Annotated in this window: 11 protein-coding genes; 8 read left to right on the top strand and 3 right to left on the bottom strand. The window is 38.1% G+C overall.

All coding sequences use genetic code 11. From position 1 onward, the window contains the following. Positions 1 to 4 precede the first annotated feature (4 nt). Genes JWP71_RS07815 through JWP71_RS07805 form a run of 3 tightly spaced genes read left to right on the top strand, consistent with a single transcriptional unit; the run spans position 5 to position 2,415 of the window. On the top strand, positions 5 to 1,177 hold the full coding sequence (locus JWP71_RS07815) for a prolipoprotein diacylglyceryl transferase family protein (protein ID WP_299498356.1): 1,173 nt from the start codon (positions 5 to 7) through the stop codon (positions 1,175 to 1,177). After that, positions 1,170 to 1,655: a GtrA family protein gene (locus tag JWP71_RS07810; RefSeq protein WP_299498355.1), complete on the top strand. Its 486-nt coding sequence runs from the start codon at positions 1,170 to 1,172 to the stop codon at positions 1,653 to 1,655. Before JWP71_RS07815 ends, JWP71_RS07810 begins: the two co-directional genes overlap by 8 nt. After that, entirely contained in the window at positions 1,621 to 2,415 is a 795-nt protein-coding gene (locus tag JWP71_RS07805; protein ID WP_299498354.1) for an inositol monophosphatase family protein, read from the top strand. The genes JWP71_RS07810 and JWP71_RS07805 overlap by 35 nt, the downstream gene beginning before the upstream one ends. Positions 2,416 to 2,498: 83 nt before the next feature. Here JWP71_RS07805 and JWP71_RS07800 read toward each other — a convergent pair whose 3' ends face one another. Together JWP71_RS07800 and purB are read right to left on the bottom strand one after the other, a co-directional pair. After that, complete coding sequence (locus JWP71_RS07800) at positions 2,499 to 3,050, bottom strand: NifU family protein (RefSeq protein WP_299498353.1); 552 nt, start codon at positions 3,048 to 3,050, stop codon at positions 2,499 to 2,501. 166 nt (positions 3,051 to 3,216) lie between these two features. Next, positions 3,217 to 4,560, bottom strand: coding sequence for an adenylosuccinate lyase (gene purB / locus JWP71_RS07795; protein WP_299498352.1), 1,344 nt, complete (start codon positions 4,558 to 4,560; stop codon positions 3,217 to 3,219). A 150-nt stretch (positions 4,561 to 4,710) separates the two neighbouring features. Here purB and JWP71_RS07790 point away from each other — a divergent pair, with 150 nt between their 5' ends. The 5 genes from JWP71_RS07790 (at position 4,711) to JWP71_RS07770 (ending at position 12,282) form a co-directional block, all read left to right on the top strand. Next, on the top strand, positions 4,711 to 5,322 hold the full coding sequence (locus tag JWP71_RS07790) for a TetR/AcrR family transcriptional regulator (RefSeq protein ID WP_299498351.1): 612 nt from the start codon (positions 4,711 to 4,713) through the stop codon (positions 5,320 to 5,322). A 93-nt stretch (positions 5,323 to 5,415) separates the two neighbouring features. Continuing rightward, positions 5,416 to 6,774 (top strand): TolC family protein, encoded by a 1,359-nt coding sequence (locus JWP71_RS07785; RefSeq protein WP_299498350.1) that lies wholly within the window; start codon positions 5,416 to 5,418, stop codon positions 6,772 to 6,774. 25 nt (positions 6,775 to 6,799) lie between these two features. Next, positions 6,800 to 7,903: an efflux RND transporter periplasmic adaptor subunit gene (locus tag JWP71_RS07780; protein ID WP_299498349.1), complete on the top strand. Its 1,104-nt coding sequence runs from the start codon at positions 6,800 to 6,802 to the stop codon at positions 7,901 to 7,903. A gap of 25 nt (positions 7,904 to 7,928) precedes the next feature. Next, a complete protein-coding gene (locus tag JWP71_RS07775; RefSeq protein ID WP_299498348.1) occupies positions 7,929 to 11,342 on the top strand; it encodes an efflux RND transporter permease subunit in 3,414 nt (1,137 codons plus the stop codon). 322 nt (positions 11,343 to 11,664) lie between these two features. Continuing rightward, a complete protein-coding gene (locus tag JWP71_RS07770; RefSeq protein ID WP_299498347.1) occupies positions 11,665 to 12,282 on the top strand; it encodes a TetR/AcrR family transcriptional regulator in 618 nt (205 codons plus the stop codon). Between the two features lie 220 nt (positions 12,283 to 12,502). On the opposite strand, the gene JWP71_RS07765 is transcribed toward JWP71_RS07770, so the two are convergent. After that, a partial coding sequence (locus JWP71_RS07765; RefSeq protein ID WP_299498346.1) for a nucleoside recognition domain-containing protein occupies positions 12,503 to 13,386 on the bottom strand: 884 nt, incomplete at its 5' end.

Here is a 13,386-nt window from a genome sequence, read left to right as displayed (position 1 = left end):
AACTATGTTTCCAAGTATTAGTTCGCTTATAAAATATCTTACCGGTTTAGATATTCTTCTGCCCATACAAACTTTTGGTTTTTTTGTAGCGTTAGCATTTATAGCGGCTTATTGGGCCTTTAGTGAAGAATTTAAGCGCAAGGAAAAGTTAGGCTATATACATTCTTTCGAGAAAACAGTAACTGTGGGTTCGGCTATTACAATACCCGAATTAATAGGTAATGGTGTTTTTGGATTTGTATTGGGTTATAAATTGTTAGACATGGTATTTAACTACCATGCTTTTATTGATGATCCACAGACATTTGTTTTATCTGCCCGCGGCAATTTTGTAGGGGGAATTATTTTGGCGGCAGTATTTGCCTATTGGGCGTATACCGAAAATAAAAAACAAAAATTAGATAAGCCGGTAACCCAAAAAATAAAAGTTCATCCGTACGAATTAATGGGTAATCTCTTGTTATGGGCCGCGGTTTGTGGTTTTGCCGGCGCCAAACTGTTTAATGCTTTAGAAAACTGGGACGAGTTTATGCGCGATCCGGTAGGCATGCTTATTGGTTTTAGCGGACTGACCTTTTATGGCGGTTTAATTTGTGGAGGAGCCGCGGTACTTTATATTGCAAATAAACACGGTATAAAGCCATTAAATATGCTGGATATTGGCGGGCCGGGTATGATGTTAGCTTACGCTGTTGGTCGCATTGGCTGCCAGATGTCGGGAGACGGAGATTGGGGAATACCTAATCATTTACCAAAACCACATTGGTTAAGTTGGGCCCCTGACTGGATGTGGGCATTTAAATTTCCGCATAACGTGAGCATGGAAGACGAGGGTAATAAAATTGCCAATTGTGTAGGCAAGTATTGTAATGAATTAAGAGAAGCGGTATTCCCAACTTCGTTTTATGAGTGTGTAATATGCTTGCTGTTATTCCTGTTTTTATGGAGCATACGTAGCCGTATTAAAATACCGGGTGTAATGTTTGGTATTTACCTGGTATTAAACGGTGTCGAACGCTTTTTAATTGAACTAATACGCGTAAATACGCGTTATCATGTCGCTGGCATACCATTTACACAAGCCGAAATGATATCTCTTTGTCTGTTTATAGGAGGATTGTACTTAATTATATCAGGATTGAATCGCGAAAAAAAATTAAAAGCACAGCATGGCTAATAATTCATTTAGGCAAAAGCTGTTTAAAAATCAGGTAGCCAGGTTTGTGTTTTCGGCAGGTGCGGGTTTTTTGGTTGACATATTTGCCTTCTATATGTTCTATCATAATTTCCTGGAGCGGCCAACTTATAATGTTTTTTCCTATACGTTTGATAACTATACGCTTTCTTTAGCTATATCCTTCTTTTTGGGTGTAGTGGTTAATTTTTTAATAACCCGGTACATGGTATTTAACGAGTCGGTTTCATCACCGGCAAAGCAGTTTATACGATTTGTAACAGTAGCTATAATTGGTTTTTTTGCAAATTTAAGTCTGTTAGATTTTTTTATAAGGTCATTACATATGTATCCGCCAATGGCAAGGGTAGCAGCTGCGTTGAGTTTGTTTTTCGCGAGCTTTTTTGTACATAAGTTTTTTTCATTTAGCCTATCATTAAGACATCATGCAGCTGGAGCAAGTAGTAAATCAGGTAATTGAGCTTTCTAAACAAGCCGGCGATTTTATCCGCCAGGAAAGAAAAACCTTTAATGCTGATAAAATAGAATACAAAGGGCTAAACGACCTGGTATCGTACGTTGATAAAACTGCCGAAGGAATTATAGTAGCCGGATTGGAGAAAATAATACCCGATGCGGGCTTTATAACCGAAGAGCAAACCAAAAACAACACAGCCGAAAGATATAACTGGATAATTGACCCGCTTGATGGTACTACCAATTTTATTCATGGCTTGCCGGTATTTTCTGTTAGTATAGCACTTAAAGAATATGATGAGCTGGTTTTAGGCGTGGTATACGAAATTAACCAGGATGAATGTTTTTATGCATGGAAAGGCGCGCCCGCGTACCTAAACGGCAAAGAAATTAAAGTAAGCAAAGCCTCAACCATTGGCGATAGCTTAATTGCTACAGGTTTCCCGTATTATAATTTTGAAAAACAGTCGCAATATATTGATCTGTTTACCTACCTAATGAAAAACTGCCACGGTTTGCGCCGATTAGGATCAGCAGCTGTTGATTTGGCTTATACCGCTGCCGGGCGCTTTGATGCTTATTATGAATACAATCTTAATGCCTGGGACGCTGCTGCAGGCATTGTAATAGTAAAACAAGCCGGAGGCCACGTAGTAAACTTTAAAGGCGGAGACGAGGTGTTAGATACCCGTGAGCTGTTGGCTACTAACGGGAAGTTTACAGAGGAGCTGCTGCAGGCAATCCAAACGTATTTTAAAGATTAGTTATTGAAGTTAGTTATTGAAGATTAAAGATTGGTAGAACATATTGCAAATACTAATCTCTAATCTTCAATAACTAATCTTTATTACAATGCTTCTGACACTACTTCTGTAACTTCAGGAACCATGCGTTTAAGCAAATTCTCAATACCTGCTTTTAAGGTGATGGTTGATGACGGGCACCCGCTGCATGAACCGCGCAGCTCAACAGTAACCACACCTTCGGTAAACGAACGGTAGGAGATAGCGCCGCCATCCTGTTCAACAGCCGGACGAACGTAATCATTTAATATCTGTTGAATTTTGATCTCGGTGTCAGTTCCTTCAAAATCAACCTCGCCGGTTTGCTCCTCTATCTGTACTTTTAGTTCAGACTCAACAGCGCCTTTTACAAACTCTTTTAATATTGGTTCAATATCTTCCCAGTCTGTGCCTTCTGTTTTGGTAACCGTAACAAAATTGCTGGCGAAGAAAACGCCGTTTACAAATGAAAATTTATATAGCTCTTTAGCAAAAGGAGATTTTTCTGCACTTTCTTTAGTAGCGAAATCTGTACTGCCGTTAATCAGCAACTTGTTCACAATGAATTTCATTGTTGCCGGGTTAGGCGTAGACTCTGTATATACGTTGATATTCATCTTGATATTTTATTTACTTAACAAAGTTAAATAGCTTTTTGATTAAAGTATCATGCTAATTTAGTTATGACCTGTGTGTGACGTTGGTTTACAAAGATTAGTTAATTAGAGATTAAAGATTAGGAGATATTGCAATTACCAATCTTTAATCTTCAATACCCAATCTTTATATCCCCGTATAATTACCCGGCGTTATTTTCTTAATCTCTTCTTTAACGCTGTCCCCAACCTGCAAAGTATCAACAAACTCTGCAATAGTCTGTGCGTTAACCTGTGTATTGGTACGGGTAAGCTCTTTCAAAGCTTCGTATGGGTTTGGATAGCCCTCGCGCCTTAAAATGGTTTGTATGGCCTCTGCAACCACGGCCCAGTTAGCTTCTAAGTGAGAGCTGATCACTGCTTCATTTAGCAATAATTTTCCTAATCCTTTTACTGTTGATTTTATGGCTATAAGTGTATGTGCCACCGGCACACCAATGTTGCGCAATACGGTCGAGTCTGTTAAGTCGCGTTGTAACCTTGAGATAGGCAATTTAGCAGCCAAATGCTCAAATAAAGCGTTAGCTATACCCAAATTACCTTCAGAATTTTCAAAATCTATTGGGTTAACCTTATGCGGCATGGCGGACGAACCTACTTCGCCTGCCTTAATTTGCTGCTTAAAGTAGTTCATCGATATATAGGCCCACATATCGCGGTCCAAATCTATCAGGATATTGTTTATTCTTTTTAAAGCATCGCATTGCGCGGCAAAGTTATCGTAATGCTCAATTTGTGTTGTAAACTGCGAGCGGTTAAGTCCAAGCGTATCATTTACAAAGCTATTACCAAACACTTTCCAGTCTATTTGCGGGTAAGCTATATTATGCGCGTTAAAATTGCCCGTAGCCCCGCCAAATTTGGCCGATGAAGGTACTTGTTTTAGTAAGTTCAGTTGATTTTCTAACCGTTCAATAAATACCTGTATCTCTTTCCCCAAACGGGTAGGTGATGCCGCCTGACCGTGTGTGTGGGCAAGCATTGGTATTTTATCCCAATCGGCAGCGTATTTTTTTAATAAGTTAACCAACTCGTCAATTGCCGGGTAGTAAACCTCGTTCAATGCCAGTTTAAAGGTGTAAGGTACCGCCGTATTGTTTATATCCTGCGATGTTAACCCAAAGTGTATAAACTCTTTATAGGCTTGCAGGTTGAGCAAATCAAACTTTTGTTTGATAAAATACTCTACTGCTTTAACGTCATGATTGGTTACTTTCTCAATGTCTTTTATGCTTTGCGCATCGGCCTCAGTAAAATTTCTGTAAATATCCCGTAACTTTTCTAACAGATTTTTATCAAAACCCTGTAGTTGTGGCAGCGGATGTTGGTATAAAGCGATGAAATATTCAATTTCTACAAACACCCGATATTTTATTAATGCATACTCTGAAAAATATTCGCCCAATTCGGCGGAGGTTTTTCGGTAGCGGCCATCAATAGGAGATATTGCAGAAAGTGGTGTAAGTGTCATGGTTGGTGATTTTTGTGCAAAGGTAATAAATTCAGCATTATTTAAATGTGCGAATACCCATTGATCTGTGGTTAACAGATGTGGAAAACATTTTTGTTTTGGAAACTTTGAAATCTAAAAATGTTTCCATAGTTTTGACTAATTAAGTCAATGGTTCAAACAGATAGAATAATACAAGGCGGCGAAGAACTGTTTTTAACAGCAGGGATAAAAAGCGTTACGATGGATGATATTGCCAGGCACTTAGGCATGTCAAAAAAAACCATCTACCAGTTCTTTAAGGATAAGAATGAGTTAGTGATAGCTTTAGTAAAGAAAAAGCTGCGGGATGATGAAAACCAGATGTGCGATATCATTGGCAAATCAAACAATGTGATTGAGGAAATGATCAATATGATGAAATGCTCTGAAGAGATATTTTCAAGGATCAACCCTATAGTTATACATGATCTGCAAAAATATCACCCTGAGGCATGGAAGCAGTTCCAGCATTTTAAGGCTGATGTTTTGATACGCACTTTAGAAGAACTTTTAACAAAAGGTATTAAACAGGGATACATAAGGCCCGACATTGATGTTAAAATCATAGCACGTATGCGTGTAAGCCAGGTAGAAATGGGCTTTAATACATCTGTATTTCCACATAACGAGTTTAGTATATGGAAAGTGCAGTACCAGTTATTAGAGCATTTTAATTTTGGTATTTGTACCCTGAAGGGATATAAGCTATTAAATCAATTTAAAAATATTAATGATGAATAGCTTTTCTGTTGACATAGGGCTGTCATACCTGACTTGTTATTTTGAAAAGAAAATAAATTAATAAACAACCAAACACACAATAATAATATACCAATGAAATGTATTTTTTTAACAGCGACCTTAATTTGTACCATAGCGTTAAGCAGCTATGCACAACAGGTACCGCTACCAAAAACGCCGCGTGATTTTAGCCTGGCCGATTGTATAAAATATGCTTATGAGCATCAAGATTCGGTAAAAAATGCCGCTCTTGATGTTAAAAGCGCAGAATATAAGGTTAAGGAAACGATAGGCTCTGGCCTGCCACAGGTAAATGGAAGTATTTCTTTCCAGGATTTTTTGAAACCACCGGCAACAGTAGGGCCTAACATTTTTGCTACGCCAATTGACTTGAATGCACCATTGGTGAAATTCCCGTTTGGTGCTGTAAAGTATAATAATACCTATTCTTTGCAAGCCAGTCAGTTATTGTTTAGTGGTACCTTTATAGTTGGTTTACAGGCAGTAAAAACATTCAGGGAGCTTTCTCAACGCAGCCTGGTACGGTCGAAAATTGAAACAAATGTTAACGTAACTAAAGCTTACTACCAGGTATTGGTTAGCGATGAGGAAATAAAATTACTGGACGCGAATATAGCCCAGTTAAAACAACAATTAGATCAAACTACCCAACAAAACAAACAGGGCTTTGTTGAGAAGATAGATGTTGACCGTTTATCTGTTCAGTACAATAATTTGGTTACTAACAGAGAAAATGTTGCACGCGCTTTAATATTAAATTACCAGATGTTAAAGTTCCAGATGGGTATGGCGATAGAAGAGGAGATAACATTAACCGATAAGCTGGCAGATATTAAATTTGACCAGGTGGTATCAGCTACGCTTGATACTGCTTTTTATCATAACCGTATCGAATACAAATTGCTGGAAACCAATGTTACATTAAATCAATTAGATGTTAAAAGTAAAAAGGCTACATTTTTACCTACTGTAAGTTTAAATGCCGGCTATGGCGAAGTTTTCCAGGAAAACCAATTCAGGTATTTATATAATAATATGTATCCTAACAGCTTTGTTGGTTTAAATGTAAATATTCCAATATTTAGTGGGGGGCAGCGCAGTAATCAATTAAAACAATCGCAAGTAAATGTACAAAAAGCTCAGAACGATCTGTACAATGCAAGTAATGGCTTTAAATTACAAGCCAGTGCTGCGCGGATTACTTTCTTTAACAGCCTGCAATCGTTAAATAACCAAAAACGTAGTCGTGAGTTAGCGCAGGAAGTATTGCGGGTATCAAAAATTAAATACGCGCAGGGGGTAGGCTCAAGTATAGAAGTTACACAGGCACAAACCGAATTAGAAAATTCAGATAATCAATACATACAGGCATTATACAATGCATTAATAAGCAAAGTGGACCTGGACAAAGCATATGCACGTATTAACTAAAACTAAATCACCTTATACTATAAAAATGAAAAAATTAATATACATACCAGTCTTGCTTTTAATGGCAGCATGTTCGCAAAAGCCAGTGGATAAAGCAACAGAATTAGCCGATCTTAAAAAGCAGCAGGCAGAGATCAATTCAAAAATAGCATCTTTACAGGTTGGTAGTGCTCCTCAGGATTCATCAAAAAGTGCTGATATAGGCATACTGAAAATTACAGAAACCAAATTTACCCACTATGTTGATATACAAGGTAAAATTGATGCTAAAGACAACGTAATGGCCTACCCGCAATCGCCGGGTGTAATTACCAGTATTTTTGTTGCACCCGGCCAGCATGTAGGTCGCGGGCAAGTTTTAGTGCAATTGGATAACAGTGTGCTTAAAGAAAATATTATACAGGCAGAAACGCAGGCAACTTTGGCTAAGACATTATTTCAGCGCCAGAAAAACCTTTGGGATCAAAAAATTGGTACCGAAGTACAGTTTTTACAGGCACAAACACAAATGCAAAGCGCCCAAAAGCAAGTTGATGCTTTACGTCAACAAGCAGATCTTTATCGTATCACTTCGCCTATAAGCGGCACTATTGACCAAATGGACCTTAAACTTGGCCAGGTTGCGCAGCCGGGTGTTACAGGCATACGTATTGTTAATGCTGATATTTTGAAAGTTAAAGCTGATGTTCCTGAGTCATACGCAAGCCGTGTAAACCAGGGCGACAATGTAAAAATTGTTGTGCCTGATGGTAATGATTCATTAACAGCTAAGTTAACTTTTGCTGCTAAAGCTATCGACCCAACATCACGTAGTTTTGCTATAGAAATAGCTTTACCTGCCCGCAAAACCCTGCGCCCTAACATGACAGCGATTATTAAAATTGCTGATTATAATAATAGTAAAGCTATTGTTATTCCGCTAAACTCGGTTCAAAAATCAGAGCAGGGTGATTATGTATATGTTAATAATAACGGTGTAGCTAAGCGCAAAAATGTTAAAGTTGGTATAAGCTATGGAAGCCAGGCCGAAATAATATCCGGCTTAGCTAATGGAGACCAGCTAATAACTGCCGGTGCCAGCGATTTGAATGACGGCGACAAAGTAACTGTATTACAGTCTGCTAATTAATCACACATAAATAATTTGATCTATAATGAAAGATCTTAACAAAGAATTTGGGCCATCAAGCTGGGCCATTGATAATAAGACTGCCATATACGTACTTATATTTTTAATTACCGTACTGGGTCTTATCAGCTACAATAATTTGCCCAAGGAAAATTTTCCAGATATAGCACAATCAAAAGTTTTTGTGAGTACGCCATATATTGGCCAATCGCCGCAAAATATTGAGTTGTTAGTAACCAGGCAATTAGAAAAGCAATTAAAATCACTTAAAGGTTTAAAAAAGGTAACCTCAAATTCCAAACAAAACATATCAGTTATAACTGCCGAGTTTAATGCCGACGTTAAAATTAGAGATGCCAAGATTGATGTAAAGGAAGCTGTGGATAAAGCTAAGCAGGATCTTCCGCAAAATGATGCTAACTTAAAAGAATCTATTATATCTGATATCAACGTAGCCGATATTCCTATTCTATACGTAAATATTTCTGGCGATTACGACTTGAAGAAGTTAAAAGAATATGCTGATAACTTAAAAGACGATATTGAAAGTTATAAAGAAATATCGCGGGTTGAAGAGGTTGGAGCGCTAACACCCGAAATACAAATAAATGTCGACATGAATAAAATGGCGGCAGTACAGTTAAGCTTTAATGACATTACGCAAGCAATTGGTAATGAAAATATTATAGCATCTGCCGGCAACGTAACTACTGATGGTATACGCCGTAGTATTGATATTAAAAAAGACTATAAAAGCGCTGCCGAAGTAGCCGAAATGGTAGTAAGAAACCCTAAGGGGCAACCCATATACCTGCGTGATATTGCCGATATAAAAGATTCATTTTTAGAGCAGGAAAGCTATGCGCGTTTAAAAGCAAATGATAGCAAAGATTTTAAAAATGTAATTACGCTTAACGTGAGTAAGCGTACCGGCGAAAACCTTATCCAGGCTTCTGATAAAATAAATAGTCTTATTTCGCAGAAACTGAAAACAGTTTTCCCTAAGGGCCTTAAGATAACCGTAACGGGTGATCAGTCTGATAAAACACGTACTACGTTAAATGACCTTATTAATACTATTATTATTGGGTTTATATTGGTTACCATCATCCTGATGTTTTTTATGGGCAGCACCAACGCCATATTTGTGGCGCTATCTGTACCGCTGTCGTGTTTTATTGCATTTTTAGTAATGCCGGCCATTGGTTTTACGTTAAATATGATCGTGTTGTTCTCATTCCTGCTTGCTTTGGGTATTGTGGTTGACGATGCGATTGTGGTGATAGAAAACACGCACCGGATATTTAACAACGGAGCCATTCCTATAAAACAAGCGGCTAAAATGGCCGCCGGTGAAGTGTTTTTACCTGTATTTTCAGGTACTATGACCACGCTTGCACCATTTATTCCGTTGGCTTTCTGGAACAGTCTGATAGGACACTTTATGTTTTTCTTGCCTATTACGCTTATTATAACATTATTAGCATCATTGGTTGTTGCATACTTGTTTAATCCGGTATTCGCTGTTGATTTTATGAAACCGCACGTTGAGGGCGAACACGACAATCCAAAATTTGATAAAAAAGTACGGCGTTCATTGGTATACCTGGTTATAGCTACTGTAGTTGGTTATTTGATAAACTTTGGCTTTGGTAACTTTATGGTGCTGGTTATAGCGTTGTATCTTTTAAACCATTTTGTTTTATTAAGGACGATAGACAGTTTTCAAAACAATTTATGGCCGCGATTTAAGGATTGGTATGCCAGATGGCTTGAACGTGCTGTTAAAAGGCCGGTATGGGTATTAGGCGGCACCGTTATGCTGTTTATATTCACTATATTTTTTCTGGTAGCCCGGTCACCCAAGGTGGAGTTTTTCCCGGCAGGAGATCCTAACTTTGCATTTGTTTACATAACTATGCCTATCGGTACAGATCAGGCTTATACTAATGAAGTTACCAAAAAGTTAGAGAAACGTGTTGCAGAAGCGGTTGAGCCCGATAAAGATATTGTTTCGTCTATCATATCAAACGTTACAGCCAGCGTGGCCGACCCAAGCGATGAAGATCAGGGCGATTACGAAAACAAGAGTAAGATAACGGTTGCGTTTGTAGAATTTGGCAAACGTCATGGCAAAGATACCAAGGCAGTATTGGCAAATGTGCGTAAAGCTGTTGAGGGAATAATACCGGGTGCAAAAATAGCCGTGGCTCAGGAAAACGGCGGTCCACCGGTACAAAAAGACATCAGTATTGAAATTGCCGGCGATAACATAGATACATTAGTAAAAACTGCAAATAATTTAAAAAGCTACCTTGCTAAACAAAATATTGCCGGTATTGAAGGCTTAATAGCTGATGTGCAGACAGATAAACCTGAAATTGTATTTGACGTTGACCGCGAACGTGCCAACCGCGAAGGTATAAGTACCGGCCAGATAACCCAGGCTTTAGGTACCGCGGTGTTCGGAGCTAAAGCAGGCGATTTTAGGAATACACGCGAGGACGACTACCAGATAAAAGTTCGCGCCCTTGAAAGCCAGCGCGGCAATCTGGACGCTTTAAAGAACTTAAAGATTACTTATCGTGATCTTGCTACAGGCGGCGCTATACGTCAGGTTCCGATATCTGCATTTACAGATGTTAGATACACTACAACTTATAGCAACATTAAGCACAAGCAACAAAGGCGTGTATTAACATTAGGTTCGAACGTTATAAAGCCAAATAATATAAACGAGGTTAACGCTAACATTTTAAAAGCGATAAATAACTTTAAGAAACCCACCAGTATTTCCATAAAAATGGGTGGTGGACAAGAAGATCAGGCGGAGGCTATGAACTTTTTGTTAGGCGCGTTGGCTACATCATTTGGATTGATCCTGATTATTCTGATGATACAGTTTAACTCCACCGGTAAAACGCTTATCATTTTAAGTGAAATATTGTTCAGTATTATAGGTGTGCTTTTAGGTGTGAGCATATTTAAAATGACAATATCAATTGTAATGACCGGAGTGGGTATAATTGCCCTCGCGGGTGTAGTGGTACGTAACGGTATCTTACTGGTTGAATTTACAGATATGCTTATGGATCAGGGAGCCAGCGTTCATGATGCAGTTGTTGAGGCCGGACATACCCGTATGACACCGGTATTGTTAACAGCTACATCAGCCATATTGGGGCTTATACCATTGGCAGTAGGCTTTAATATTGACTTTGTGGGATTATTCACTCACTTTGCGCCGCACATACATTTTGGCGGTGATAACGTGGCTTTCTGGGGCCCTTTAGCCTGGACAATGATATTTGGCTTAGGCTTTGCAACAATCATTACTTTAATATTGGTGCCTTGTATGTATTTGATCCGGTACAGGCTTAAAGAACGTTTCAGAAAAAAAGTTAAGCCTGCAGTTAGACAGGTAGAAGCAGTTTATTAACATTACAAGCTATTTTGCCATTTCTGTAAAAGTCAGATAATTCGTTAACGAATTATCTGACTTTTACAATTTATAAGAGTATGCGTAGGAACGGAGGTTGTATTATACTCCAGGTCTATCTACATACTGGCCTTCAATATTTTTTCGCTACCGTTCAAGTAATAGTTCTCACAATTGTTTGACATGGATACTCTGTAACCTCATTGTAATTTCTATATCAATTTTGGGAGTTTAAACACTTATAGCCCACATATTGAGTTAATAATGTAGAATTTTTGATAATTTTGTTTAAATAGTCAGTTTTGCAGTAATTAATTTACAAATGAGCTCAGGAAGCGACCAGCAAGATATAAAAAGAGAGAAGATTTTAGAAGCAGCCTATCAACGGTTTTTACATTATGGGTATTCAAAAACTACCATGAATGAAATAGCCGGCGACCTATCACTTTCAAAAGCACTATTGTATTATTATTTCCCAGATAAGAGTCAATTATATATTGCAGTAATGCGTAAACTGGCGGCCGAATATATACAGAAACTGCAAAATAAACTTAATAAGTTTGAAAACCTGAAAGAGGCCTTCATAGTTCAAATAGATACCCAACATGACTTTGTTGTAAAGAATTACAATTTTTTTGATTTTTTCAGGGTGAACGAGCAAAATCTGCCGGATACCATTTGGGATATTATAACCGAGATACATCAAACAGAAATGGTGCTTTTAAGCGCCGCTATTCAAATTGAAGCTGATAAGGGTAATATCAAACCGGTTGATAACCCGGGTGAGATTGTAGACCTGTTATTAGACGCATTGCATGGTGTAAGGGTAAGCGCGGTATCACATAAAAAGGTAATATTTCCGCAAAAAGAGCACCTGGAAGAGATACATACCAAACGCCTGCTATTGCTTGATATTTTTATAAAAGGCTTGATGTATTAGCTAATAACTTACTGTCACCCAGCAGTAAAAAAATTATACTATTTAATTTTGCAAATAACTTATTAATACCTTTGACTAAAGTATTTACCAGGTCAATAATTAATATTTATATATACATATATCAATTATCAAAAATACTTCTAAAGTTAAGAGGTGATTGTTTTAGAGTGATTAAGCAGGCCGGAAGTGATTCCAGCCTGCTTTTTTTATATAAAAAGAACTAGCCAAAGAAAAGATAAGAGATTAAAATAGCGGTAATTATTCCAAAAAAATCGGCTATCAACATGGCGGGTATGGCATAGCGTGTTTTTTTAATACCAACGGCACCAAAGTATAGTGCCACAATATAAAACGTAGTATCGGCCGTGCCATATAAAACACTGGATAAGTGCCCGGTAAAACTATCTGCACCAAATGTTTTTAAGTTATCAAGCATCATAGCACGCGCGCCAGATCCGCTTAACGGACGCAAAAAAGCAATAGGCAAAACATCAGTGAAGCGGGTATCTATGTTAAAGTGGCCGAATATCCATTTAAAGCCATCGCCCAAATAGGTTACCGCCCCGCTAATTCTAAATATACTTACAGCTGCCAATAAAGCTACCAGGTAGGGTATTATTTTTATAGCTATGTCAAAGCTCTCTTTTGCACCTTCAATAAAAGTTTCAAATACATTTATTTTCTTTCTTACGCCGCCTAAAATAAACAGTACAGGCAAACCAAATAAAGTTAAATTGCTAAATACTTTTGAAACTTCGCTTATTTGGGCTTTTGTTAACCAGACCGTGAAATACCAAATTACCAACCCTATAAAAGCGGTTATACCACCCAGCCAGGTTAATATAACCTTATCAAACAGGTTTATTTTTTGTTTAATACTTACCACTATTAAACCGGCAAGCGTTGCAACATAAGTTGCTATAATACAAGGGATAAAAATATCGGTAGGGTCTTTAGAATGATAGATGGCCCGCTGCGCTATAATAGCTATGGGTAAAAGCGTTAAGCCCGACGCGTGTAACACCAAAAACATAATCTGCGCGTTTGACGCGGTATCTTTATCCTTATTTAGTTCTTGCAGGCCGTTCATGGCTTTCAAGCCAA

The organism is Mucilaginibacter sp. (genome assembly GCF_028287845.1).
Lineage (GTDB): Bacteria > Bacteroidota > Bacteroidia > Sphingobacteriales > Sphingobacteriaceae > Mucilaginibacter.
The sequence above is the reverse complement of the archived record's forward strand: the minus strand, read 5'-3'. Positions and strand labels throughout refer to the sequence as shown.